22 protein-coding genes, 1 rRNA gene and 1 other RNA gene (1 of these 24 cut by a window edge) are annotated in these 25,058 nt (G+C 52.9%); 21 read left to right on the forward strand and 3 right to left on the reverse strand.

Going from position 1 to position 25,058, the window contains the following annotated elements; translation table 11 throughout:
• Nucleotides 1–20 precede the first annotated feature (20 nt).
• The 14 genes from rpsG to glpQ all read left to right on the forward strand — a co-directional run bounded on the left by rpsG (nucleotide 21) and on the right by glpQ (nucleotide 15,375).
• Nucleotides 21–491, forward strand: a complete 471-nt coding sequence (rpsG, locus tag TPCCA_RS01230; protein ID WP_013944921.1) for a 30S ribosomal protein S7 — start codon at nucleotides 21–23, stop codon at nucleotides 489–491.
• Nucleotides 397–3,948 carry a P-loop NTPase family protein gene (locus TPCCA_RS01235; RefSeq protein ID WP_013944922.1) on the forward strand — a complete coding sequence of 1,184 codons (3,552 nt, stop codon included), beginning with the start codon at nucleotides 397–399 and terminating at the stop codon, nucleotides 3,946–3,948. The genes rpsG and TPCCA_RS01235 overlap by 95 nt, the downstream gene beginning before the upstream one ends.
• Nucleotides 3,949–4,093: 145 nt before the next feature.
• A complete protein-coding gene (locus TPCCA_RS01240) occupies nucleotides 4,094–5,887 on the forward strand; it encodes a vWA domain-containing protein (protein WP_193386059.1) in 1,794 nt (597 codons plus the stop codon).
• A 50-nt stretch (nucleotides 5,888–5,937) separates the two neighbouring features.
• Nucleotides 5,938–7,011, forward strand: coding sequence for an N-acetylmuramoyl-L-alanine amidase (locus tag TPCCA_RS01245; protein WP_013944924.1), 1,074 nt, complete (start codon nucleotides 5,938–5,940; stop codon nucleotides 7,009–7,011).
• Nucleotides 7,008–7,481: a GerMN domain-containing protein gene (locus tag TPCCA_RS01250; RefSeq protein ID WP_013944925.1), complete on the forward strand. Its 474-nt coding sequence runs from the start codon at nucleotides 7,008–7,010 to the stop codon at nucleotides 7,479–7,481. Before TPCCA_RS01245 ends, TPCCA_RS01250 begins: the two co-directional genes overlap by 4 nt.
• Before the next feature lie 78 nt (nucleotides 7,482–7,559).
• The gene (locus tag TPCCA_RS01255; protein WP_013944926.1) at nucleotides 7,560–8,612 is read left to right on the forward strand and encodes a flagellar filament outer layer protein FlaA; all 1,053 of its coding nucleotides are present in this window, start codon (nucleotides 7,560–7,562) and stop codon (nucleotides 8,610–8,612) included.
• A gap of 112 nt (nucleotides 8,613–8,724) precedes the next feature.
• Nucleotides 8,725–9,012 carry a 30S ribosomal protein S20 gene (gene rpsT / locus TPCCA_RS05230; protein WP_083815493.1) on the forward strand — a complete coding sequence of 96 codons (288 nt, stop codon included), beginning with the start codon at nucleotides 8,725–8,727 and terminating at the stop codon, nucleotides 9,010–9,012.
• Nucleotides 9,013–9,043: 31 nt separating this feature from the next.
• Nucleotides 9,044–9,361 carry an HU family DNA-binding protein gene (locus TPCCA_RS01260; RefSeq protein ID WP_041610027.1) on the forward strand — a complete coding sequence of 106 codons (318 nt, stop codon included), beginning with the start codon at nucleotides 9,044–9,046 and terminating at the stop codon, nucleotides 9,359–9,361.
• Complete coding sequence (gene lnt, locus TPCCA_RS01265) at nucleotides 9,351–10,991, forward strand: apolipoprotein N-acyltransferase (RefSeq protein ID WP_013944927.1); 1,641 nt, start codon at nucleotides 9,351–9,353, stop codon at nucleotides 10,989–10,991. Before TPCCA_RS01260 ends, lnt begins: the two co-directional genes overlap by 11 nt.
• The gene (locus tag TPCCA_RS01270; protein ID WP_010881702.1) at nucleotides 10,982–11,395 is read left to right on the forward strand and encodes a bactofilin family protein; all 414 of its coding nucleotides are present in this window, start codon (nucleotides 10,982–10,984) and stop codon (nucleotides 11,393–11,395) included. Before lnt ends, TPCCA_RS01270 begins: the two co-directional genes overlap by 10 nt.
• A gap of 236 nt (nucleotides 11,396–11,631) precedes the next feature.
• A complete protein-coding gene (rho, locus tag TPCCA_RS01275) occupies nucleotides 11,632–13,191 on the forward strand; it encodes a transcription termination factor Rho (RefSeq protein ID WP_013944929.1) in 1,560 nt (519 codons plus the stop codon).
• Nucleotides 13,192–13,309: 118 nt separating this feature from the next.
• Nucleotides 13,310–13,513 carry a 50S ribosomal protein L31 gene (gene rpmE / locus TPCCA_RS01280; RefSeq protein WP_010881704.1) on the forward strand — a complete coding sequence of 68 codons (204 nt, stop codon included), beginning with the start codon at nucleotides 13,310–13,312 and terminating at the stop codon, nucleotides 13,511–13,513.
• Nucleotides 13,514–13,557: 44 nt separating this feature from the next.
• Nucleotides 13,558–14,208 carry a CDP-diacylglycerol--glycerol-3-phosphate 3-phosphatidyltransferase gene (pgsA, locus tag TPCCA_RS01285; protein ID WP_013944930.1) on the forward strand — a complete coding sequence of 217 codons (651 nt, stop codon included), beginning with the start codon at nucleotides 13,558–13,560 and terminating at the stop codon, nucleotides 14,206–14,208.
• Nucleotides 14,209–14,322: 114 nt separating this feature from the next.
• On the forward strand, nucleotides 14,323–15,375 hold the full coding sequence (gene glpQ / locus TPCCA_RS01290) for a glycerophosphodiester phosphodiesterase (protein ID WP_245522165.1): 1,053 nt from the start codon (nucleotides 14,323–14,325) through the stop codon (nucleotides 15,373–15,375).
• A gap of 66 nt (nucleotides 15,376–15,441) precedes the next feature.
• On the opposite strand, the gene TPCCA_RS01295 is transcribed toward glpQ, so the two are convergent.
• Complete coding sequence (locus TPCCA_RS01295) at nucleotides 15,442–16,152, reverse strand: hypothetical protein (RefSeq protein WP_013944932.1); 711 nt, start codon at nucleotides 16,150–16,152, stop codon at nucleotides 15,442–15,444.
• 162 nt (nucleotides 16,153–16,314) lie between these two features.
• On the opposite strand from TPCCA_RS01295, the gene TPCCA_RS01300 reads away from it, so the two are divergent.
• Nucleotides 16,315–16,833 (forward strand): LysM peptidoglycan-binding domain-containing protein, encoded by a 519-nt coding sequence (locus TPCCA_RS01300; RefSeq protein ID WP_245522166.1) that lies wholly within the window; start codon nucleotides 16,315–16,317, stop codon nucleotides 16,831–16,833.
• A 130-nt stretch (nucleotides 16,834–16,963) separates the two neighbouring features.
• Here the strand turns inward: TPCCA_RS01300 and TPCCA_RS01305 are convergent, their stop codons facing one another.
• Nucleotides 16,964–18,292 carry an SH3 domain-containing protein gene (locus TPCCA_RS01305; RefSeq protein ID WP_013944934.1) on the reverse strand — a complete coding sequence of 443 codons (1,329 nt, stop codon included), beginning with the start codon at nucleotides 18,290–18,292 and terminating at the stop codon, nucleotides 16,964–16,966.
• A gap of 132 nt (nucleotides 18,293–18,424) precedes the next feature.
• Between TPCCA_RS01305 and TPCCA_RS01310 the strand changes: the two genes are divergently transcribed.
• The 5 genes from TPCCA_RS01310 (at nucleotide 18,425) to ssrA (ending at nucleotide 22,992) form a co-directional block, all read left to right on the forward strand.
• Nucleotides 18,425–19,468, forward strand: a complete 1,044-nt coding sequence (locus tag TPCCA_RS01310) for a cyclic nucleotide-binding domain-containing protein (RefSeq protein WP_013944935.1) — start codon at nucleotides 18,425–18,427, stop codon at nucleotides 19,466–19,468.
• On the forward strand, nucleotides 19,461–20,120 hold the full coding sequence (locus TPCCA_RS01315; RefSeq protein WP_013944936.1) for a Crp/Fnr family transcriptional regulator: 660 nt from the start codon (nucleotides 19,461–19,463) through the stop codon (nucleotides 20,118–20,120). The genes TPCCA_RS01310 and TPCCA_RS01315 overlap by 8 nt, the downstream gene beginning before the upstream one ends.
• A 271-nt stretch (nucleotides 20,121–20,391) precedes the next feature.
• Nucleotides 20,392–21,918 carry a LamG-like jellyroll fold domain-containing protein gene (locus TPCCA_RS01320; protein ID WP_245522168.1) on the forward strand — a complete coding sequence of 509 codons (1,527 nt, stop codon included), beginning with the start codon at nucleotides 20,392–20,394 and terminating at the stop codon, nucleotides 21,916–21,918.
• Between the two features lie 4 nt (nucleotides 21,919–21,922).
• Nucleotides 21,923–22,579 (forward strand): deoxyribose-phosphate aldolase, encoded by a 657-nt coding sequence (gene deoC, locus TPCCA_RS01325; protein WP_013944939.1) that lies wholly within the window; start codon nucleotides 21,923–21,925, stop codon nucleotides 22,577–22,579.
• 59 nt (nucleotides 22,580–22,638) lie between these two features.
• Nucleotides 22,639–22,992, forward strand: a transfer-messenger RNA (tmRNA) gene (gene ssrA, locus TPCCA_RS05235).
• An 18-nt stretch (nucleotides 22,993–23,010) separates the two neighbouring features.
• On the opposite strand, the gene brnQ is transcribed toward ssrA, so the two are convergent.
• Nucleotides 23,011–24,378, reverse strand: coding sequence for a branched-chain amino acid transport system II carrier protein (gene brnQ / locus TPCCA_RS01330; RefSeq protein ID WP_013944940.1), 1,368 nt, complete (start codon nucleotides 24,376–24,378; stop codon nucleotides 23,011–23,013).
• A 244-nt stretch (nucleotides 24,379–24,622) separates the two neighbouring features.
• On the opposite strand from brnQ, the gene TPCCA_RS01335 reads away from it, so the two are divergent.
• Nucleotides 24,623–25,058: ribosomal RNA gene (locus TPCCA_RS01335) — 16S ribosomal RNA — on the forward strand (it continues 1,113 nt past the right edge of the window).

The following is a 25,058-nucleotide window of genomic DNA, read 5'->3' on the forward strand; positions in this document are numbered from 1 at the left end:
GGCTGGGGAGAGGAGTTGGTATGGGGCGGAAGCGACGGGTGTCGCGTCGGGTACCGCCGCCTGACGCGCGGTATAACAGTGTGGTGTTGGCGAAGTTTATTTGTCGAATGATGCTGGCGGGTAAGAAGGCAACTGCGGTGGGTATTATGTACGATTGTCTTGAACGTATTCAGCAAAAGACTGGTGAGGAGCCTCTTCCGGTATTCACAAAAGCGTTAGAGAACGTAAAGCCTGCAGTGGAGGTTAAATCGCGGCGGGTTGGTGGTTCTACCTATCAGGTGCCGATGGAAATTCGGGAAACGAGGCGTGAGGCTTTAGGTATGCGCTGGATTATCGGTGCAGCACGCAGGCGCAGCGGGCGTGGCATGTCGGAGCGACTTGCAGCAGAGATCCTTGATGCGTACCACAGCACGGGAACTGCCTTTAAACGTAAAGAGGATACGCACCGCATGGCAGAGGCCAATAAGGCTTTTTCGCACTATCGCTGGTAGATACGCGTCTCTTCCTGGGGCGTTTGTTGCAGGGGGTGTTTCTGCCCTCGTCCTTTCTCTTGATTTATCTGGACGTCGGTTTTGGGTGGCGTGTTCTTGTGCGCCTTATCAGCATAAACGGAGGGTCCATACGGTGGGGGGGCTGCTCTCGGATCCACATAATTTTGCGCGCGCGTGTGCCCTCTTTCGTGAATTTTCCGCAAAGGAAGAGCGCTCGGGGGTGGTTCGCGCAGAGCTCAAGTGCCCTGTTGACGTTCGTGATTCGTTCTTGCGTGCGTCTAGGGAGATAGATCCCCGCGCTGCGCATGGCCTTCAGCAAGAGGAAGTGCTCGGCGATGGGCGCGCCGCGCTGTGCAGTGCAGATTGCCTGTTGTTACAGGCATTTACGCACTTCCATAATACGGAACTTGCACGGTATCGGGCACGTTTGGCAGATATTGACGCGCGTATTGTGTATGAGCGCTTTTTGCGCGACTGGGAGTGTGCAGTCGCCTGTGCCCACTTCGGTATCCATAGGCGGAGTACGGTTTTTACCAGAGTGCACTCAGATGCCATACGGAATCTGGAGGAGCAACGAGCAGCGCTCGCGTTGGAAACACCTGAATCCTTTTTCGTTCTCCATGCTGCTCAATGGCTTGGGGAAGTTGAACGCGTCAGCTCGGGGGTGCTTGCGCAAACCCCCTCTGTTAGTGCTGCACTTGAGAGGATAGCGACAAGCCTTGCCCGCGGGGATGCGGTGCTACTCCGCGGGCATCTCGGCACGGGAAAGACTGAGCTCGCCGTGCTCGCCGCGGAGCGTTTTGCGCTTCATAAATTAATCACTGAAGATGTCCGTTGTGCGCTTAATGAGTGGTGCACTGCTGCAACCGGTGGCTCGTGTGCGGAGATTCGGGGCAGCGAGCGTGGCGTGTCGGATGCCTTACAAAGCTCCCAGGAAGCGCGTACGCAGTTTCAACGCCTTTTTTCTCAGCGCGCGGCATATTATGAACAGGCGCTACGTCTCGGTGACGAGCAGCTTTTGCAGCGCATCAAACCCCTATTTATTTCGGGGTCAAAGCACATCGACACAGAGGATCTGTTTCTTGAAAAGACGCTTGTGTTAAAAAACAGTCTGGAGGGAAAAACACCCGAACACTGTTACCAGGATGTGCATGCCTTTACCGAGCGTGGTTACGCATTTGATCCAATGCTGGATATCTATCTTGCAAAGTATGGCAATTTTGGCACTGAGGTACAAAAGATTGAGCGTGAGGTGCTGCGCGCAGTAAAAGAGGGACGACCTCTTGTTATCGATGAAATCAACGCAATTCCCATGCAGCATCTCATCGCACTCAATGATATTTTGCAAAAACGGGTAGGGGATTTCGCCTATATCCCCGGGGTAGGCCCGGTAAAAATAGCTGCAGGGTTTGGCGTAATTGCCACGGGGAACATCAGCAGTGGACTTGTTCATTACGAGGGCACTGGGGCGCTCAACCCCGCGTTTGCTTCGCGCTTTAACACGTTCGAATATGATTACCCTCCGCAGTCCACAGAAGGTCTTTATACGAATCAGGCGCATCCTGAGAAAAATGAACTTTTTCGCATCATTCTCGCGCGTCTTGCCTCTTCTGGAGGATCACTTTGCCTGCCGGATATTGATGGTTCATTGGACAAGCTGTTTAAACTTGCGCAATTGGCAAAGGTGACGCAGCAGGTATTTTCCGGCAAATGGAAAGATAGCACGGGGGGAAGTGAGACGCATGACGGTCTTGGGGATGTGGAGCCTGAGCTGCGTGAAGCGGTGCTTTCCATTCGTAATGTGATCCGTGTGCTTGATGAGTGGAATCGGGGCGAAGAGAAGGATGTGGATCAGGCGCTGTGGGACGGCTTTATCGGTGGTGTTTTGAATGCAGACGATCAAAATTATATTTTATCGCAAGCAGTCCGATTTGGTTTTTTTCAAGAAAAGGACGGGTGGAGTGTGCGGCCCAAGGGGATTGGGGCAGGTTTTACTTCTTACGAAGAGATCCGTACCCGTCCTTACGAATACACGCGTCTGCCGGATGGGGTAAAAACTCTCGCTGAGGTGGTGGCATTGCTCTTTGGACACGGACCTGCGTACGCCATGCATACACAGAATGCGGTACCGGATGTGGTAGATGCTGGTGCGATGTTGGTTCTGCACGATCGGATACACGAGTTGGTACGCGTGTGTGCAGCATTCAGACTTTTGCAGGAAAAATCATACGCACGTGAGTGTGCGGATCGGATTGCCCATCTGCAGTGTTCGTGTGACCAACTGGTGTCTGAGCACGCGCGATTGCGCAGTGAGGGAGGAACTCCGCGCGCACTGTGGGATGATCTTGCACGTGCAGAACAGACAAGTGACGCATTGATTCAGGAGCTGCTTCCCGAGTTTCGGCACTGCTTTCCCGACATCTGTGGAGATGAGTGCACGTACAGTGACGTGTTTTTTGAATTTGGAAAAAGCATCACCGCAGCGATTCCTTTGGCGGAAGATTCTGTCCTTATCGCAGGTGGCACAGATGATATACGGCTTTTATACCGGGTGCACGATCAATGGCTTGTTGCGGAATCCACGCATAAGAGCGTGAAAACGGATTGGCGTATTTGTGCGCTTATCTCTATGGGTGATGGAGAAGTAGTTGTCGTTACCGAAGGTGGTGAAACGATCGTGCTTTCTATTCAGGAACGATCGAAGAAGGCAAAGAGAAGAAGGGTTTCGTTTGAGGTAGTTGCGCGTGTTGAAGGCGTGTATGAGCGTGTGCTGTGTGTGGAAAAAGTAAATGCTCACCGAGTGGTGGTAGGTGATGAGACAGGTGCTCTCTTCATTTTAGAAAAGGGTGTACACGGATATGAGTATCGTGGGCCGATTCTTGGTTTAGGTGGGGGAATACGGGTAGTACGGGCTCTTAATACCGCGCAGCTTGTGGTGTTTAGTGGTTTTAGCGGTACACGCCTTTTACACAATGAAGAGTATTCTGACGCGATATATGGATTTGAAAATCCATACACTGAAGCGGTCGTGCTTTCTGAGGATCGAGTGGTAGTCTTTGGCGATGACGGGGAAAGTCGCGTGCTTCGGCACGAGCATGGCATGGCTGCGGGGGACTATGCGTATGGCGAATGGATTACAGGTTTCAAAAGTGTAGTGTTATGCGCGTTGGCGCTCTCTTCACGAATGGTGCTTGTTTTCGGCCGGGGTGGGGAGGCGCGTTTGCTGTCATTCGATGCCACGGGCACGGCGCAGTATTCTCGCTCATTTGGAAACACAACAGGAGCGGTCATTTCTGCATTCTTATTGCGGAGTGAACACCTGTCGGTATTCAACGTGTTTATTGCGGCAGAAAATGGTACGTGCAGGCTTTTGACGGTGCACGAATTTTGTGAACCTTCTATGTTTAAAGAGAGACTGAGTAAGATCATCGCGCCGCCGTTGCATGACAATGAATGAATGTGATGCGAAGCGTGCGCAAGAGAATTTTGCGCGTTTTTTTTCCGCTGAAGCACGGAATATCGCCACCTTTGCGGGGGATGCGCATTTTCGTTGTGTACCTATTTTACAAGCTGATCGGTTTGTATTTGTTCCGCAGGAGGGGATGGTAGGGGTTCCACTGCAGTGGTTTTTAAAAGACGACTTTGACGGAAAAGAAATATTGTGGAACCTTTTCCGGGAGCTTGTTTACTATCGAGAATTAAAGGCGGATTACGCGTATTACTGCAACCGTGTGTCTTTTTTTGAAGACGCTGCACAGGGGATGCGACGTCTTATGTATGAGGCAGTTTTTTCTCGCGAAGCGAGAGATGAAATACGTGTTCGCGCCTTTGTTCAGCATTACTGCCACACAGAAGTGGCATCACTGTTTTACCTTTTCGATGCGGTGTATGCCTTCCACTATGTGCGGAACAGAGCTCCGTACTACACAACTCCAGAAGGAAGTGCGCTGCTGGCTTCTCTGTATCAAAAAGAACGGGGTGTGTATTGGGAACATACGGAAACGGCATTGCACTTGCAGTTTGCATATGCGCTTGCAGAGCGCGTGCTGTTCCATGATATGCCAAAGGGTTGCAATCGCGCATGCATCGCACGGGATCCTGTAGTACAGGAGGTGCTACGCACTTTAGTGCTTGGTACTGAGATGAGTAATTTTATTCACTCAGAATTTTTCCCCCTTTCTGGCGAGGTAGTCCCAACCAAGCACCGGGACCGTATTGTCTCTGTGTTTCTCTTAGAGCATTTTGTGCGGCTTTGGCATCTGAGTGTGGCAAATATCACATTCGAGTTAAAGAATATAACGGACAGAAGTTATGATCCTTTCAGAAACGAGCGTGCCTTCGAATACACTAAAAGTAATTTGCACGCTGTGCACTCAAGGGACGGGCAGCAAGAGCTGAAAAAAAGAGAAGATGTTTTTGAGTCTTGTACCACTCAGTTTGACGAGCGCTTCTCTATTTCTCCGAAGGAACGCAAAGAGTTTGCGCGGTTGCTGCGTACAACGCATCGTTTGCGTATCGATATGCGCGCGTTTTGGAAATCACTTATTGGAAAGTCAGTCCAGTGGATAGACTGTTACGAGGGGAAGTGCCCGAAGGGGAGGTTAAACGTAGGCGATTTTGTTTCAGTTTTTCCTGATTTTCAAGAATTTCGGGGTAGGGATCAGAGGTACAAGCTGCGCGTGTATGATCGTGTGTATGAAGTGCGTGCGTGTACGCTACGTCCGGCACAGATAGAAGTTTCATTCGTTGTTGATAACTCGGGTTCTATGAATAAAGAAAAGATTGCGAGTGCAAGGGAAGCGCTTGCGGTAAGTATGCTTTCGTTGAAAGATTTTGGAGAGTACTCAGATATGCTCGCAGCAGGTAGGCGTGAGAGAACAACTATTCATTCTGAGGTGTATTACTTTGGGAGCAGTTTTATAAAAGTGAAGTCATTTGGAAAGAGTAAATCGAAAGACTTCAATAGCGCGCAGCTTATCAAAGCATCGGTGAACTTAGATGGACGATTCGGAGGGACGAATGATGCAGAGGTGTTAAAACACATTCTTGCAGACGTGGAACGCAGGCGTGCACGTGTGTCGTCTGATACATCTTTTGTTAAGGTTGTGTTGGTAATTACTGACGGATGCTCCTCATACCCTCATGAGAGTCGACGAACGATAGAGGAACTACGTCGGCGTGGAGTGATGATTTTTGGGTTCCAAATTGGATTGATGAGTCCGGAAGAAACCGCGCTTTTCCATGATGTATGGAATAGCACTGAGGAGTTAGGACTATTGTTAGGGGAGCGGTTGGAATATCTACCGCGTGAGCTTTTGCGTACTTTGCGTGTCGTTCTCAGTAAAGTGCACCGGTTGTCATCTGGTGAGAGATTGCATGCGCAAAGGGTATGGTAGTGTGGTGCGTGGACGTATGTGCTTATTGTGAGTAGGGAGAGGGGACAGGTGTGCATTGGTACTTTGACAGGGTATCTCGAGCGAGGGGCATTATGAAGTTTTTGCGTTCGTGTTTGATAGGTGGTGTTTTCTTTTTTGCACTGTGTCTTTCTGCTGATGAAGCGTTTGTGTCTGCGATGAAGCTTGCGCGTACGTTGAATGTGTCGGTTAGTTGGAATCCGCTTTCGCAAACAATTTTATTTTCCAAAGGTGAGCGACGAGTACAATGTCGGGTTGGGCAAGTGCTTGCACTATTGGATGGTAGTGAGGTGCTGATGATTGAGCCGCCGGTGGTAAAGGACGCGGTGGTGTATGTAAGTGGAGGGTTTGCAGAGCGGCTAAGGAAAGTATTTGGGTATTCTTCTCATCAACCTGAGCATCGTGTGGGTGCGGTGCTCATAGACCCAGGACATGGAGGAAAGGATTGGGGGACGAAGGGCTCGTACCGTGAGCAGGGTAAAACGGTGGTGGTGAAAGAAAAAGACATTGCGTTGCGTGCATCTCAAAATATCTATGACTTACTTACGGCGCGCTATCCGGATCGTAAAATCATTATGACGCGGAAAGGGGATTCATATCTTACGCTTGAGGAGCGTGTGGCGATGGCAAATGGGGTAAAGCTAGGGAAGTACGAAGCGATCCTGTACGTGTCGGTGCATGCGAATTTTTCATGGAATACAAAGGCTTCTGGGTTTGAGGTGTGGTACTTGCCGCCTGAATATCGCAGGTCAATTCTTGATAAAAATGCGGCGTCCAAAGAGGTGCTCCCGATCTTGAACTCGATGCTTGAAGAGGAATTCACAATGGAAAGTATTATGATTGCGCGCAGTATCGCTGACGGAATGCAAGCAAGCGTCGGTGCACAAAGTAAAAATCGTGGAGTGAAAGAGGAGGCCTGGTTTGTAGTACGGAACGCGAAGATGCCAAGTGTTTTGGTGGAATTAGGCTTTGTGAGTAATCCGGTAGAGGCGCGGTTGCTCAACGATGCGGACTACTTGAAAAGGTGCGCGCAGGGAATCTACAATGGGCTTGTTTCTTTTATCACGTATTTTGAAGGTTCGGGGGGATTTACCGGACCCTTATGATAGGGGATGGGGCAGCATTGTACGGTGTAGTGAGGGCGGTGTGTTGGACTCTCTTGCTAATGATTGGTGTGGCACTTGCGGCGCAGCAATTGGCGGGGGAGCGGTGTATTCGGTATGTGCTTTTCTTTGAGCGGATGCGTGATGGGGCAGTGGTGTGTGAGCCGCGCTATGTGCGTGGGCACACGCAAGGGGGTGCTGTGCGCGAGGTAGTGCGCGAATTGTTGTTAGGGCCGCAGCATCATGGTTACGCACGGTTGGTGGATCCAACGGTGAGACCGCTGAGTTGTTTTTCTCGTGGCGATACGTTGTATATAGATTTGCCTGTGGGGGTGCTGTCACCGAAGTATCAGACGTGTAGTCTGCACCGTGCGTATGAGCTTTTTGAGCGATCGGTTGTGTTGAACTGTGCGCCGGTAAAGCGGGTGTGTTTTTATGTCGGGGGACGCGCGGGGTTTGAAAGTGATGGGTAGATGCAGGGGTGTTGACAAAATAGGCGGTGAGCGTATACTCGAAGGGCGGTTATCTTATTGTGCGAAAGGAGCGTTTGAATGAAGAAAGCGGTTGTGTTGAGCGCGGTGGCGCTGCTCTCGGGGGTGTGCGCGGTTGCTGATGAGTCAGTGCTCATCGACTTCGCAAAGCTGAATGCTGATATCATGGCGGATAAGAGTGGAGGTATGACGCATAATCGGCGTACCGTTCTGGACTATGCTTCTCTGGCGGGTGCCTCGTACACTGACGAGCAGAAGGCATTGATGAGATCTTCTCTTGCGGTTGCACAGTGGGAGGTTGTGCTGAATTCTTCCGCGCGCAATCCTGTCGCCCATGCTGCCTCTCGCGTTATTGAGGCTCCGGTAAGTGAGGGAGCGAAGAGTTTTGCTGGTGAGCGTGTCCTTGGTGTGCGCGTGTTGTTCCCCACGTGGGACAGTAACGCAAACGCAATGATAAAGCCGGCGTTCGTAATTCCTGCGTACGAGGTGATGGCTCAGGTGGACGATCAGGGTAATGTGCAGGCCCCCACAGAGGAGGAGAAGGCTTCTGGAAAGGGGCGTTTTGAAGATGGGTACGGAGTGGTAAAGAATGTGGGTGTTCTTAAGTCCATCGCGGTGAACACTTACGGGATGAATTATCCTCATGGTTTGTACGTGATGATGCGGGATCAGGGTGGTGAGGTGCATCGCTACTTCATGGGGTATCTCCTGTTCGACTCCTGGAAGGAGTTGGTGTGGAACAATCCTTCGTATATCTCTGATGTTCGGTCGCGGGAGGTGCGCTTGTATCCCGTGTATCCCACGTCGACGCCCCACGTCGTGTTTGAAGGCTTTGTGGTTACTAGGGACGCGGCTCATGCCGGAGGGGACTATGTTGGTTATTTCAAGGACGTCAAGATTATCTATGATAAGGCGGTGCTGAGTACGGTGCGCGATTTTGCGGACGAGGACCTGTGGGGTATCCAGGCGCAGCGTGAGGCTGAGCGTAAGAGAGTTGAGGTTGCGCGTTTCGGGCAGCAGCAGGTGCTGCGTTATATAGAGCAAGAGAAGCTTGCTACAGAGGTTGGTTTTACACCCTCTGGGGGTGCTCAGCGGCAGGAGGGGCAGCAGTAGTGCAGTAGTCTTCCTAGGGAGAGGGGACAGTGGGGTTCTAGGCACGGGGCGTGTCTTTTCCCTCTCTTCTTTTCTTGGGTTTTAGCGGTGTTTTGGCGTTCGGGGAGGTCGGATGGGTAGGAGTGTATCCGCCAGGAAGAGGCATGATCAGAGTGAGGTGCGTAGGGTGCGTGGTAGGATGGCTAGGTCTGCGGCGCGTACTTGTGCGCGGAGGTATTTGGCTGCTGTTACATCCGGGGATAGGGAGAGTTCTCTGCTTCTACTTAGGAGCCTGGTGAAGCGGCTCGACACCGCTGCCCGGAAAGGTGTTTTCGCTAGAAAGGCTGTGGCTCGCCAGAAGTCCCGAATGTGTAGACTGTACAACGGTGTGTTCTCTTCACCCGAGGTGGTGCGCGTTTGAAGCGGCTGTTTGCCCGAGTGTGTTTCTTGTCGTGAAGAGAGTTAGGAGAACGCGGTCTTTCGTTGTCGATGCGCTTTGTGACGAGGTGGATTTGAGCCGTCGCCATGTCGCGAGGATTGTTGATAACTTTGTCTCTGTGGTAACCGCTGCATTGGAACGGGGGGAGACAGTCGAGCTGAGGGATTTTGGGGTGTTTGAGTCTCGCGTGCGTAAGGCTTCCGTCGGGAGGAGCATAAAGACAGGGGAGGTGGTCTCTATTCCGAGTCATTGTGTGGTAGTGTTCCGCCCTAGCAAGCGTTTGAGGAGTGCGGTGCGGGGATGTCGTTCGGGGGAGGTTGGTGCGGATTGAGGAATGGTGTCGTTCCCGTCTGGGCGAGTTTTTGTTGTTTGTTCTGGCGGTTTCCCTGTTCGCGCTCTCTCACCCTAACCCTCTGCTTCCCAGAGGGTGTGCTCTCCTAGCGTATGGGGCGCTTGCTCCTCTCTTCCTTTTGGTAAGGTGGGCCTCGGGTTTTGCGGTTGTGTTCTGGGGGGGCGCGTACGGCGCGTTCAGCTACGGTGCGTTTTCTTATTGGCTTTTTGTATTTCATCCGGTGGCGTTGTGCGTAGTTGCCGGCTTCTCTGCGCTTTTTCTTGCGGCGCTGTGTCTTGCGCTGAAGGCTGGTGGTGCATTTTGGCAGCGGCGGGCGCTTCTCGTGCAGTGTCTTGTGTGGCTTGGGTATGAGTACGCGAAGACGCTTGGTTTTCTTGGTTTCCCTTATGGGGTTATGGGTTATTCGCAATGGCGTGTACTGCCGCTTATCCAAGTTGCATCGGTCTTCGGTGTGTGGGCTGTTTCTGCATTGGTGGTTTTTCCTTCAGCGTGGCTCGCATCTGTCCTGGGGCAGTGGGTTGAGGAAAGTGAAAGGGATGCTCGAGCGTTTTTGTCTGCCGCGTATAGCCACTGGGTTTCGGCGCTGGTGTGGGTTGGTCTGTGTGGGTTTTGTGTATGCGCGGCCAAGGCGGGATGGTGGCCGGATTGCACAGCTCACACGCGGGCAAAGGTTGCGCTCGTTCAGCCTAATAGTGATCCGCGACGCGGCGGTATCGAGTCATATCGGGCGGATTTTAGCACACTGACGTATCTTTCTGATTGGGCGCTTGAGCGGTATCCAGATGTTGATTTGGTGGTGTGGCCGGAGACGGCTTTTGTTCCTCGCATCGACTGGCACTATCGCTACCGGCACGAACAGCAGTCATTTCAGTTAGTATGCGATTTGCTGGACTACGTGAACGCCAAGAACTGCCCGTTCGTTATCGGTAGTGACGACGCATATAAGAGGCGCACGAAGGAGGGGGATTGGGAACGTGTTGATTACAATGCGGCGCTTCTTTTCATTCCTGGGGTGAACGTGCTTCCGCCGAGTCCGCAGCGGTACCATAAGATAAAGCTTGTTCCCTTTACGGAGTACTTTCCGTACAAGCGGGTATTTCCCTGGTTTTACAACTTCTTGGAAAAGCAGGATGCGCGCTTTTGGGCCCAGGGGAGTGAATTCGTTGTGTTTGAGGCACGAGGGTTAAAGTTTTCTGTCCCGATTTGTTTCGAGGATGCGTTTGGGTACATCACGCGTGAGTTCTGTGCGCGTGGTGCCTCTTTGCTCGTCAATATTTCTAACGACAGTTGGGCAAAGAGTCTTTCCTGTCAGTATCAGCACCTGAGTATGGCGGTGTTTCGTGCAATCGAAAACAGGAGGGCACTGGTGCGTGCGAGCACGTCTGGCCAGACGGTTGCAATTGCGCCTGACGGGCGTATACTCGATGAACTACAGCCCTTTGCCCCGGGAGTTTTGGTGGCGGACGTTCCGATTGTCACATGCGCATGCGGAGGCTACCGGTATTGGGGGGACGCGTTGGGAGTCTTTTTTTGTGTGGCGTCCCTTTTTATATTGATTGCTGGTGGTGCGCGCCATATGCTGAGATGCAGGAGGGGCGGGTGGCGTTGAAACGGGTTAGCGAAGGGCATGGCAAGACTGTTCTGGGTGCGAAGACGGTGTTCGACGGGGTATTGCGATTCAAAGGTAACCTGCACATTAGGGGAAAGTTCTCCGGTGCTATCGATGCGCAGGGCTGTTTGACCATTGCGCCGGGTGCGGTGTGTGCAGTTCAGTACGCGCGTGCTGTTTCTATTTTTGTTGAGGGGGAAGTGAGAGGGAATCTGACGGTGGTTGATCGTGTGGAGATGAGGGATGGAAGCCGAGTGTTTGGGGATGTCACTGCTTCTAGAATTAAAATCTGTGATGGAGTTACGTTTGAGGGGTCTGTTTGCATGACTCGGGAAGGGAATGTTTCGAAGCGGGATCTATTTTCTGTCCAGTCTGAGCAATTGAAGGAGCATCTGCGTCGTTAGCGTAGATATGGTTGGGTCTTGACTGAATGCCTAAAAGAGGCGCACAGTTCCTGTGTACACCACGTGAAGTTAAGGGTGTCGTCTTCTGTTCTCCTGGTGTTCTAGTCTTTAGCCAATTTAGGTGAGAGTGTTCTTGGGCGTGTACTCGTTGGACGTCGGTTTTTCTTTCCAGGGTTGTAGCGTGCACGGTGCTGCGTGCTATTCAAACCGGTGTCGGTAATCTCGGTGTGTAAGTTATGAAAGATTCTGTTGGTACCGTCGTCGGACAAGGAGAGTTGGGTTTGGAAGAGGGAATCGTGGGGAATCAGATTGTGTCTGAGGATAGTGCCGCTGACGTGGGGGAATGCGATGCCTACGGCGGGAGGAAGAAGCTCGTCATCCGCTCTCGCTCACGGAGACGAGTGGTGACGTCAAAAGCGCTGGAGGTGGAAAAACGTCCGCGAAGAGCCCTACGCTTTAAGCAAAATTTCTGCCCAGAAGATGCGGAAACAAGTGAGTCTTCCGCCGACATTAAGGGTAGGGCGCGTTTGCTGATTGATGATTTAACTGAGATGGGGATGCATGCCCTGCGTGATTTTGCAGTACAGCGGGGTATCTCTCAAGAAGACGTGGTTGTCATGAAAAAGTCAGATATCGTCTTTCACATTCTTAAAAATCACACTGAGAATGGTGGCGTTATCTTTGCTTCTGGCTCGCTGGAGATATTGCCTGACGGTTATGGTTTTTTGCGTTCACCTCAGAACAGTTATTTGCCCGGTTCCGATGACATCTACGTCTCTCCAAGTCAGATTCGCCTGTTTAATCTGAAAACGGGCGACACCATCTATGGGCAGATTCGCTCCCCTAAGGAGGGAGAGCGTTTCTTTGCAATGCTCCGCGTGGAAACGGTAAACTTCGAAGAAGTAGCAAAGGTACAGGACCGTGTCCCTTTCGACAGTCTTACCCCTTTGTACCCGCGGGAAAAGCTGAATTTAGAAACAAGGACGGAAGATATCTCAACGCGTGTCATGAACTTGTTCTGTCCGATCGGAAAGGGGCAGCGTGCGCTGATTGTAGCGCCGCCACGTACGGGAAAGACGATTCTCATGCAGAAAATTGCAAATGCCATCACGCAAAATCATCCTGAAGTTTATCTTATCGTGCTGCTCATCGATGAGCGTCCTGAAGAGGTAACCGACATGGAGCGTACGGTTGATGCTGAAGTTATTTCTTCTACGTTCGATGAACAGGCTACTCGCCATGTACAGATTGCAGAGATAGTGCTTGAGCGCGCAAAGCGATTGGTAGAGCACCGGAAGGACGTGGTGATTTTGCTTGACTCGATTACGCGTCTGGCGCGTGCCTATAACCAAACGATGCCAACTTCAGGTAAAGTGTTGTCGGGGGGAGTGGATTCAAATGCTCTGCACAAACCGAAACGCTTCTTTGGTGCAGCTCGCAATGTGGAGGAAGGAGGAAGTCTGACAATCATTGCCACTGCGCTTATTGAAACAGGCAGTAGGATGGATGAGGTTATTTTTGAGGAGTTTAAAGGTACGGGGAATATGGAGATAAATCTCGATCGTCGCCTTTCGGATCGGCGCCTATTTCCCGCGGTGAGTATTAAAAAGTCTGGTACGCGTAAGGAAGAGTTGCTCCTGACGGAGGAAGAAATGCAGCGTATTTGGGTGTTGCGTAAGGTAATCAATCCTATGGACGATGCAGAAATTGTGGAATTGTTAATTGATAAGATGCGTAAAACAAAGAACAACGAGGCGTTTTTGAGGTCTATGAATACGGGTGCGTTCTCCTCCTGAGTAAGGAGACTGGAACGTGTGTCGGTTACACCCGGCGTGTACGAGCCTTCTGTAAGAGGGCGGGTGTAACCTTTTTAAGGGCGCGGCGCGCTGTAGAATGGGAAAAGGAGCGATTTAGATGAAAAAGGGACTGCATCCTCGGTACGAGGAGACGAAGGTGGTGTGTGCGTGTGGTAACGTCATCGTGACTGCTTCTACCGTGAAGGACTTGCGGGTAGAGATTTGTTCTGCGTGCCATCCGTTTTTTACCGGTAAACAGAAACTGGTAGATTCAGCAGGACGTATTGACAGGTTCAATAGGCGATACAAAATTCGAGGCTAGGAGTACACCTGTGGTGTACCATTGCGTCTTTTCCCTAGGTGAGTATGAGGCTTTCTGACTTTTATACTGCGCTGAGACTGGCGTTGGTTCTCCCTTTCTTTGCACTCTATCATATGCCACGTTGGGTTGTTATGTACTTTCCTGCTGCCAATGTGGGGCGTGTGGTGTCTATCGCGTCGGTGCTGCTTTTTCTTTTCATTGCGTGCACTGATTTCCTCGACGGTTATTACGCGCGCAAGTCAGGAAAGTATTCTAGTTTTGGGAAGGTTTTCGATCCCTTTGCTGATGTGATAGCGAATGTAGCTGTCATGCTTTGCCTCGTGGCAGATAACTTCATGCCGGTTTTTCTTTTTCTGTGTATTTTGTATCGGGAATTTGGAATGATGTTCCTGAGAATGCTTGCGTGTGGCGAAGGTCACGTAGTTGGTGCCCAGAGAATGGGAAAGCTGAAAACAGCCTCGTATATGGGTGCGATCCTTTTTTCGCTTCTTTTGAAAGCATTGTACGCCTTTGAATTGGCTGGCGCGGATTGGTATGAGCGCATGCGTGCGGTTGGCCGCCTGGTGTACGTGGTGCCAGTGGTATTGGCTCTTGCTTCTTTTTTTTCTTACTTGAAGACTTTTTTCCCCATTCTCAAGCGCGTGTGTGGGCGTACCCGTTACCCTGTATGCAAGACATGTCGTGAATGGGATTAAAACTGAAGGTAGGATCAGCGCTCAGTGGAGATATGCGGCGTGCTACTATGCACGGTGACGATCTGTGCATTCTATAACAGGGGAGGAGAGAAGTTTATGCGGGGAACATATTGTGTGACGCTTTGGGGGGGGGTGTTTGCGGCATTGGTTGCAGGCTGTGCGTCCGAACGTATGATAGTTGCGTATCGGGGCGCTGCAGGATATGTGCCCGAGCACACCTTTGCCTCGAAAGTTCTTGCTTTTGCACAAGGAGCAGATTACCTGCAGCAGGATGTCGTGCTTTCAAAGGATAATCAGCTTATCGTAGCGCAAAGCCATATTCTGGATAATATGACTGACGTGGCAGAAAAATTTCCACACCGGCAGCGTGCGGATGGGCATTTCTATGTCATAGATTTTACGGTAGAAGAACTTTCCCTCCTCCGTGCAACCAATAGTTTCTATACGCGCGGTAAGCGACATACGCCGGTGTATGGCCAGCGCTTTCCTCTTTGGAAGCCTGGTTTTAGGCTGCACACTTTTGAAGAGGAGTTGCAGTTTATCCGTGGGTTGGAGCAGACAACCGGGAAAAAGATTGGAATTTACTCTGAAATAAAGGTGCCGTGGTTTCATCATCAGGAAGGAAAAGACATCGCAGCGCTTACCCTCGCTCTGTTGAAAAAATACGGTTACCAGAGTCGATCGGATCTAGTGTATGTGCAAACGTATGATTTTAACGAGCTGAAGCGTATCAAACGAGAACTTTTACCAAAGTACGAAATGAACGTGAAGCTGATTCAGCGTGTTGCTTACACAGATCAACGTGAGACACAGGAGAAGGACTCGCGTGGGAAATGGATAAACTACAATTACAATTGGATGTTTGAGCCCGGTGGTATGCAGAAAATAGCAAAATATGCAGACGGCGTGGGTCCTGACTGGAGGATGCTCATAGAGAATGAATGGTCGAAGGTGGGCGCTGTTCGCCTGAGTCCGATGGTTTCTGCAATCCAAGATGCGAAATTGGAATGTCATGTGCACACGGTACGGAAAGAAACACTGCCTAGCTACGCGCGTACCATGGACGAGATGTTTTCCATTTTGTTCAAACAGACCGGCGCAAACGTGGTGCTCACGGATTTTCCTGATCTTGGGGTAAAGTTTCTGGGCAAACCCGCCCGCTATTGACCGGCCTTCTGTGTAGTCCAGGCGATGTAAGTGTTCAGTGTCGCCTGGTACCGGTGGAGTTCGTTCTCAGTAGGTGTCGTTCATCTCCATGAAGCGAGCACGCACCGCCTCGAGACGTGCGAGCTCGCGCGATATGGTACGCGCATAGTTGAGCGTGCCGCGCGCGATGCGTTCTCGCTCGTCTTCCCAAGCAGGCAACTCGGTGAGGAACAGAAAACGAAACTGATCGGCGTTTGCGCGCTCGGCCCAGAGCGCCGCTTCGTGCCAGTATTGCCGTGCAGTGTGGTAGCACCGCTCGGCGGTAGCGAGGCTTTCGATATTTTCTTCTCTCCATGGTGCGTTGAAAAAGAGGGCTTCCCTTTTGTCAAATTTTTCGCCAAGACGCAAATGCTGCTCCGTCAGCTTGAGGTTTAAGTGCATCATGAAGAGTGCGCGGTATCTTTCCCAGCTTTTTTTATCGCGAATAGGCGCAAGTGCATAAAGGGGATTGGCGAAGTCGGCGTGAACAGCGCGCTCAAGCCAATGAATATTTTCAATAACTTCGTCCGGATACTGGTGCAGGTGCGTATGGTACAGACGGTAAAATTGCTCTTTAAATTGCACAAGATAGGCATGTGCCGGGTCGCCGCACAGCGCACAGACAGTGGTGAGAAGAGTAAAAACGGCGGAACGAAAGCTACGCGCACCCACGTGCGTCACTGTTTCGGTTGATTGTGTGCGTATCCTTAATGAATTGCAGTGCCATCCTTTCCGATGAAATGGACCTAAAGAGAGCACGCTGCTCCCGGCAGAGGTGGGAAGGACGGTGTGTGCGCTTGCTAAGAGTATGCCGTATGATTTTCCCCATGAGGTGGCATGTATCTTGTCTTCATTGGGGTTCTGTGTGAGAATGGACCGCTATTTTGTCCGGATTGTGCGTGCAGTCTGGAGGAGGAGACGATGATGAGGAAGTTTAGTACGGGCCTGTTGCTGTGGATTGCGTTTATCTCGGGTGTTACGTCCTGCAAGTCTGCGCCTCCGGCGGAGGAGCTCGTGGAAGTTGCGCCGCCTGTGGAGGAGCAGGAAGAAGAGCCCATGACGCCCGTCCCCGAGGAGCCTATGGCAGTCGCTCCGCAAGAGGTGTCTCGTGCTGAGTACGTGGTCAAAAACGAAGACACCCTTTCTCAAATTGCTAAAAAGTTTTACGGCTCGCGCATCCGCGGATACTATTTCCCCATTATTATGGCCTGCAGTGAGGGCGTGGTGACGCATCCAGACCGCATTAGGCCAGGTATGAAGTTGGTTATTCCGAACTTTGACGAGTTTATGGCTGATCCGGATCATGTCCGCAAGGGGCTTGAGGCATTCGCCCAGGTAGAGCGTATCTATCGTTCTGAGGGTAAGATGAAGCTAGCTGAGTTTATGAACAAACTCGGGGAAAAAATCGGCAAGACCGAGCCTCGGGACATGCCGCGCTAGGAGTCACTGCGCGCCAGTTTGCTCAAATCCGCGCCGGGGTGGCAGCTGGCGGGCAGCCAGGCACACAGGGCTCGCTCGTCCTCCCAAAAGGGGCCTGCGGCCGTCTCCCTTCCCGACGGCTGACTGCTTCTTAGGGTTGGGGCTCGGCGTGTCCTTCCGGCGCGAAGTAGAGTACCACTGGGCTTACGCTCCTACGGAGCACTGTCGCATCCTTCAGGTGGGTGGAGTCTATGTGTTCGAGCTTTAGCCCCCCGGGGGTGCGTAAGTACAGGAAGTGCACCCATTCCTGCGCGCTGTCAAAGTCGAAGGACAGCACCCCTTCATACTCGCTTTTCAGCGATTGATCTATGAAGCACCGCAGTGCTACACGCCCCGTGCTCCCTGCCCCTGCGGGGATAAGCGCCGGGGACAGCGCGCGCGCCCCTGTCCAGGTGAAGACGTTGCGTTCTGTAAAAGACAGCGTCCCATATATCTCAGAGTGAAGGCGCAGCCCTGGTGTGCAGACGTGTTCCAAAAGCGCACTGCGCCGCAGCTGCTCTTCTGCGATAATCTCTTCAGGCGTTTTCTCCAGGGTGACGAAGCGTTCTATGCGCAGGCGCCCAGCTTCGTCAGTGAACTGCGCGGCAAGGGTGTGCGCGTCCCGAACATAGATGCTCAGAGAGGATCCGTCAAAGAGGTACCCGTTGGATCCCGTTTTTACCAGACGGGAGTAGGGAAAGGCGTAGTGCGCATCGGGCAATTCAATGCGTGCGAGGCCTTTTTTCTCACCGACAAATAAACCCCAGCCGCTTGCCATTTTTTCTAAGTCGATGCGGCGCTGTTCAACCATGGTGCGGTAGTATTCAGGATACCACGCAGAGTTGAGTACGTGCTGAAGGTCGCGATCACGTGCGAGGTCGTCCGTTTCTCGTACTGTAGGACGCGACTCGCGCTCATCAAAGAGGGATAGACCGTGAGAAAAACACCATCCGGTGGTACCGTCTTCGGTCATGACCTTGAACCAATCCCCTTCGAGGCGATTTTCACCGCGGTAGACGGCCTTCCCTGTACCCTTCCACAATAGCTTGACCGCCTGTCCCTCGCGGAGGCGATAAACTTGGGGGGCAGTGTTCTCAGGCCCTTCTCGCAGGGGCAGACCGTCGAGCACAGAGGCGGCATAGCTGTAACGGTACTCGCGAAGGCGCTCAGCGTACTGAAGCGCCTCTTTCTTTGTCCTGCATAATTTTAGCTGCCAGAAAGGCAGCTCTACCTTTTTCTTCTGGATTTCCACAATATACACTCGGGAGACGTTTGAGCGCACGTACACCGGCAGGATGTCCCCTGTACTCAGTCCCAGATCTGGGAGGGACCACTGGAGGACGCCGTAACCAACCGTGTTGGTGCAGGAAAACAGCAGAAGCAGAAAGGGCACCAGCGGGCCGAGCGCACAGAAGCGCCTCCAGATAGAGTGAACTTGCACATACCGATAGTAGCACGCCCACCTTTCCTGGAAAAGGCATGCGAACGATCTCTGCAGGTGTGCGCGCAGGAGCGTGTGACGTGAATTCTGGAAAAAGACTTAAGTGCATGACCGTTCTATCGAAAATGTACCGTGGGAGCCGCGCTTTTTCTCGGTGTCGCGTGGAAGACGGAGGCAGACGTGCCAAAAGCCATTCAGTATAAGGCCAATTCGGTTATCTATTTTTCAGGCGATCTTGACGATCGTGTCATGCTCCTGAATAAGGGGCACGTGGCGCTTACCTTTGCGGATGTCGAAACAGGGTCGCAGGTGACTGAGTACATTAAAACTGGTGAGTTCTTTGGGGTTAAGTCTGCGCTCGGTAATTTTCCTCGTGAAGAGAATGCGATCACCTTGGTGGATTCGATTGTGTATGCGTTTGGGAGTCAGGAGTTTGAAGCTTTTGCTCAAACGAACATTCGCATTGTTATGAAGATGCTCAAGGTGTTCTCTCGCCAACTGCGGAGCGTGCATCGGCAGCTTGAGTCGCTCCTTGACTCTCAGGAGGAGACAAATAACGAGGAGGGTTTGTACACCGTTGCCCATGCCTTTCACGCCTCTGAGCATTACCTTGCTGCAAGTCAGGTGGCGCAGCGTTACCGGGAACTGTATCCGGACGGAAAGCATCGGAACGATATTGCGTCGATGCTTGAGAGCGCCGACGGTACAGTCGGGCGCGGCTTTGAGGAGGCGGGTGCGCAAGGTTCGGATGCGGGTTTTGAGGTGCCTTCTGCTTTTGCTGAGTCAGCTGTCGATTCTGAAGTGGGGGATCTGCGTGCCGCAGAGCTTCTTGAGCGACAGGGAAAGTGGGGTGAAGCCTATGAGCATTACCGGTTAGGGTGCGCGTCGAACGGGGGAGTGGGCGCGGAGGCCGCATATCTGGGTGCGGGGCGGTGTCTTTTTGAGCAGAGGGAGTTTGTGCGGAGCATTCAGACGTTCACTGAGTGCATTACCCGCAATCCGAAGTCTACGCGTCTTGCGGAGGTGCTGATGTATCTGGGACAGTGCTATCAGGGCATGGGGAGGCCGGATAAGGCGATTTCTTTTTACGACAAGGCGCTTTCTACCGCTCCTGAGTCTTTAGTTCCGCGCATAAAAGAGCTCCAGCGTTCCTGTGAGGAGGCGTCGCATGGCTGATGCCTTTGCCTCGTTTACGCGCTTTGCCAAAAAGTTTCAGCGGGGTTCTGTTATCTTCGCAGAGTTTGATGTGGGGGAGAGTTTCTACCTCGTGCAGAGCGGGCGGGTGCGTCTAATTAAAATTATCAACGGAAAGGAGCGCTACTTGGATGTGTTGCAACCGGGGGAGATTTTTGGAGAGATGTCTATTCTCGACAACTCACCGCGTTCGGCGTCTGCGGTTGCGTACGACGATGTTGTGGCGCTGGAGTTCAATCGGGAGAATTTCGAAGTGCTCATGATGGGTAATCCTGCTATTGCAATGCGGCTTTTGAAAACGTTTGTGCGGCGTATTTACACCCAGAAGCGGCGTTTTATGATTTTAACGATTCAAGATAGTACTGCGCGTGTGGGGGATGTTTTCTTGATGTTGGATGAAACGCAACCGCACGTAGATCGCAGCAGCGACGCGCGTTCTTTTGATATCAGCATCGAAGAGATAGCCCGGTGGGCTGGTCTTTCTGACAGGGAGGTACAGGACGCGCTGCGCAGGCTTTCTGATCAGCGGAAGGTTGAGTGTCAAGAGCGCCGGATAGTAGTTAAAAATATGACGGATTTGAACCGCTACGTGACCATGCGCCGGGGTAAGGGTGATGGTTTGCCCTTAGGCTGAACCGTTGTAGCGGAGTGCCCATTCGTTTTCGCTGTCTGCTGGGGGACGCTCTTTTTCCCTGGGGTATACCGTGCACGTACGCACAAAGGCGCTGCGCGGGCTTTGCGTGCGCGCTGGTTCTGTACAGTGTAGGAGCTGTGTGAGCGCCCATTATTGATTATTCGTGTGGAAAGGCCGATACTCGGCGGCGATGGGTGCGCTTTTTGCGACAATATTCGCCCTTGTTGGGGTATGGTGCGGCGTGTGGAGGGGGGAGGGGAATGCTGCGGGTGTGCTGTATGCAAAGGAAGCGCAGCTGCTGCTCGGGGGTGCACAGGGGTGGCAGTCGCTTACACGGGTAGAAAACCTGCGTACACGCGTGGGGCGAGCGGGCCATCCGGCGCTTGAACTTTCTTCTGCTGCGCGTACCCGTAGTGTTCGGGGTGACTTGTATCTTAGTTTTGATGATCCGTTGGTCAGCGATTTGTACGGTCGTTATCGTGTGCAGTCCTCCTCTGCGCAGCATGTGGGCGAAGAGCGTGCGCATCGCGGAGCGGGGGCGGCGTTGTTTCGCACGATGCACCGCTCCGTGCCGTCTGCATATGGAGGGGCCGCGGGGGGAGATGGTGCAGAAGGGGTAGTGCTACAGCCAAATCCGGGCGCTCTTTTTTATGGGTCGCAGGCCTTGTCTTCGTTCTCCATTGAGTTTTGGCTGTATCCTGCGGTAAGTGAGAACGGGGCGGTGTTGTTCCGGTGGCGTTCTTCTCTTTCTGATCGCGGACGTTCTTTTTATCAGCATATTGTAGCGCACATTTTACAGCACCGGCTTGAGTGGCGCGCGGAGGGGTTGTGGAATGACGTGCGCGGACAGGCAGTCTCTTTGCGTCTCCGTTCGCGTACGCACGTGCTGCCAGAGCGGTGGAGCCACCATATGCTCACGTACGACGAAACGCGCGGTGTGCTTGAGTATCGCATGAATGGGCGTACAGAATGTCTTGAGTACCTCACGGATTCGCAGGATGAAACTGGCCAGGTGTGGCATGCACGTTTAGGCGCTGCAGCCGCAGTACATATCGGGGAGCGCTACTCTGGTCTGATCGATGAGGTGGTGATTACTGAAGAATTTGTTCCGCCGTCTGAAGCAGGAGAGGTGCTGCGCCGTTTTAACCGTCTTGCGCGTTTTGACCAGGCAGGTGGCCGCTTTGAGTCGGAGATCACGGATGCAGGAGGACTGCAGGCGGTGGTCCGGCGTGTGAATGCAGATGTGGATATTCCAGAGCAGGCAGATGTGGCGTTCTTCGTGCGAGTAGGACAAACGAAAGAGGACTGGACGTCGGAGTACCCGTTGTGGCAGCCGGTGGTGGCAGGCCAGCCGCTCAGCGGATTGGAAGGACGATACTTCCAGGTGGCTGTGCAATTGTATCCAGATGGTGCAGGGCGTAAGACACCGGTGGTGCATGCAGTAACCGTTGATTATGAGCAAGATGAGCGTCCTTTGCCCCCGGGACGTCTTTTTGCGCAGGCGGCTGACGGGTCGGTGATACTCACGTGGACACCTTCGGTTGACTTTGACGTAGAGGGGTATGTGGTGTATGTGGGCGACACGTCAGGGATGTATTTTGTGGCGGGATCTCCTATTCGGGTGGGTAAGCGTTTGTCATATACGGTGCGGGGACTGCAGAACGGCGTTTTGTATTTTTTTGCGCTTGCAGCGTATGACGGAGCAGGGGAGGAGCGGATCGGCCAATTGTCCGCGGAGGCGTGGGCACGTCCGCTTCCCCATCTAGGTACGGCTGACATTCCGTCCCAGGGAGGATAGTGTCATGGAACTCAATGCATATATTGACCACACGCTCTTAAGGCCCTCTGCGTCTGAGGCCGAAGTGTTGCGTCTGTGCCAAGAGGCGCAGCACTATCGCTTCGCGTCGGTGTGTGTGAATCCTTGCCATGTGGCGTTAGCAGCAGGTGCGGTGCGGGGGACGGCGGTGCGGGTGTGTAGCGTGATCGGTTTTCCCTTTGGTACGCACGTCACGGAGGTCAAGTGCACTGAGGCGCAGCGTGCGTTGGACGATGGGGCGCAAGAGTTGGATATGGTCGTCCGTATAGACAAGGTGTGCGCAGGAGAAAGAGAGGTTGTAGAACGCGAGATTGCGCAGGTTGCAGCGCGGTGTCACGCGCGCGGGGCCATTGTAAAAGTGATCGTGGAAACCGCCCTCTTAGATGAGATGCACATCGCGTTTGCGTGTTCCTGTGTGGAGGCGGGACACGCGGATTTTATCAAAACATCCACCGGCTACGCGTCGCGCGGGGGAACGGAAGGGGATATTCAGTGCTTTAAAAAATATCTGAAAGGTGAGACAAAGATAAAAGCCTCAGGCGGCATCCGTACGCGCGCGCAGGCGCAGCGTTTTATCGAGCTTGGCTGTGCACGGATTGGTACCAGCAATGGGGTGGCGATTATGGAAGAGCGTGCCTCCTAGGTTGGGTGCACAGGGTGAGGGAGGGGGAATGTAGAGAAAAGGGCAGACGTCAGTCTGTGGGGGATGACTAGGTTTCGACTAGGGATGTGGGGTGTTGCGCTGCAGGTGGAGTGTCGATCTCCTGATTCGGCGCCTTTATAACTGCCAATTCTGACAGTTTCGACTACGCGCTCGCCGCGTAATCGCGGGCCTGTGTTTGCGCTGCTCTGAGCGAACATATCGGCCCGACGCCAAACGGAGCTTGCTCTTACGTTGTGCACGGCGGACGTAGGGGGACTTTTGTCTGTGCTAAGACTCTGGCGCGTGCGGTGCAGGCCTAGCAGAGTCCGACAAACGCAGTACGCACCGCTAAACCTGTAGGCGCGCAGCACTCGCTCTTTAGGACGGGGGTTCGATTCCCCCCATCTCCACAAGATGGTGAGATCCAGTGGTCAGTTATCCGTGAGGGGTAGCGTACCGCGAGGCGTGCATGTTTTTTCACGTAAGCGTGCATGCGCAGTACTAAGTATAAGAACTGCCGCGCTGGGGATAAGCCAGCAGAGCTGTTCCTGTGCGAGTGGAAGGGTATGTATGAGTGTATTCAACACGTGTCCTATCCGGGTGTGCGCCACAAGCGGCGTACCGACTGCACAGGTGCTGAGTGTTCCTGCGCTCCATACTGTCAGGCGGTAGGCGGCGCGTGGTATCCGTATGAGTCGCTCGAGGTGTGATATGCCAATGAGGACCAGCGAGATTGGGTATAGGATCATGAGTAGAGGTGTTCCGTATGCCAGTATGCGTTCTAGTCCTGTATTTGCGAGCGCAAAGCCGGATATGGTGAACAGGCGTATCCAGCACAGGTAAGACACACGGGGTGCGCGTTTGTGGAAGTATTCGCTGACGGAAACAAGCAGTCCGGCGCAGGTAGTTAGGCAGGCAATTGTAAAGATCAGTCCTAGTAGTGCGATGCCTGCTTTTCCGAAAAGGTGGAGTGACACCGACGCGAGTATGTGCGCGCCGTTAATGGTATGAGGGAGTTGGCGGGCACTGAGTGCGCCGAGATGCGCCAGTACTCCATAGGTAAAAAAGAGCATGGCCCCTGCTATCCAGGCGACGGTGCGCATATCTGCGAGGATGTTTGCTGGAGCGGGAGGGAAAGGGGCGGTTGTGTAGCGGGTCCGATGCAAATAGGTAAGGATCATATTGCCGAACATAAGGGAGGCGAGTGCATCCGTGGTGAGGTAGCCGTCTAAGAATCCCTGGCTGAAGGGTATGTGGGTAGCGTAAGCGCCCTGTGCAGGGAGGTAGGGACCGAGTGTCGGAGTGAAGGAGGCAAGGAAGAGGAGGAGAACGAGTACTAGGAGCGCGGGGGTAAGTACTTTGCCGAGAGTGTTGCTTAAGGTGTGTGGACGCATGCAGAGCCAGTAGGAAACAATGAAGAAGCATGTTGTATATATAAGCTGCGCAAGTAGTGTGGTATTCGCCCGATGGATGAGGGGAGCGATGGCGAGCGCAAAGGGGACGATTCCTGCCCGTGGGATAGAAAGCGCCGGTCCGATGACAAGGAGAGTAATAGCCGGATACAAGTGAGCGAAGCGTTTTCCTACCCTTTCTGACAAAGGGACAATACCGCCTGCGTGTGCGATAGTAATGAGCCCTGCGATTGGTATGAGGACTGCGGAAGTGGCAAAGCCGAGCAACGCCGTGGCGAGTGTCGTACCTGCGTGTTTTCCCAGTAAGGGGGGAAGGATGAGGTTTCCTGCACCGAAGAAGAATGAAAACAGCATGAAGCTCAGCGAGAGCGTGTGAGTATGTATCACGATTCCTCCTGGGAGTATTTTGCCGGGGCAGCGTTTGTATGTGAATAGGGGTGGTGCGGGTGGCGTTTTATGCGGGTGGTGGGGGTTGACAAGGGGTATAGGTTATGGGTAGAGTGGTTGAGTTGTGTGTGCTGCGGGTATGTGGTGCGCGCGGAGTGATATTTGAGAGGGTGAGGGAAGGGGGAGGGAAGGGTGTGGGGCGGACAGGTTGAGGTTTCGGACCCTGGAAACGGGGTTTAGAATAATGATGGAGAGTTTGATCCTGGCTCAGAACGAACGCTGGCGGTGCGTTTTAAGCATGCAAGTCGAACGGCAAGGAAGCGAATTTTCGTTTCTCTAGAGTGGCGGACTGGTGAGTAACGCGTGGGTAATCTGCCTTTGAGATGGGGATAGCCTCTAGAAATAGGGGGTAATACCGAATACGCTCTTTTGGACGTAGGTCTTTGAGAGGAAAGGGGCTGCGGCCTCGCTCAGAGATGAGCCTGCGACCCATTAGCTTGTTGGTGGGGTAATGGCCTACCAAGGCGTCGATGGGTATCCGACCTGAGAGGGTGACCGGACACACTGGGACTGAGATACGGCCCAGACTCCTACGGGAGGCAGCAGCTAAGAATATTCCGCAATGGGCGAAAGCCTGACGGAGCGACACCGCGTGGATGAGGAAGGTCGAAAGATTGTAA

The sequence above is a fragment of the Treponema paraluiscuniculi Cuniculi A genome (assembly GCF_000217655.1).
Taxonomy (GTDB): domain Bacteria; phylum Spirochaetota; class Spirochaetia; order Treponematales; family Treponemataceae; genus Treponema; species Treponema pallidum.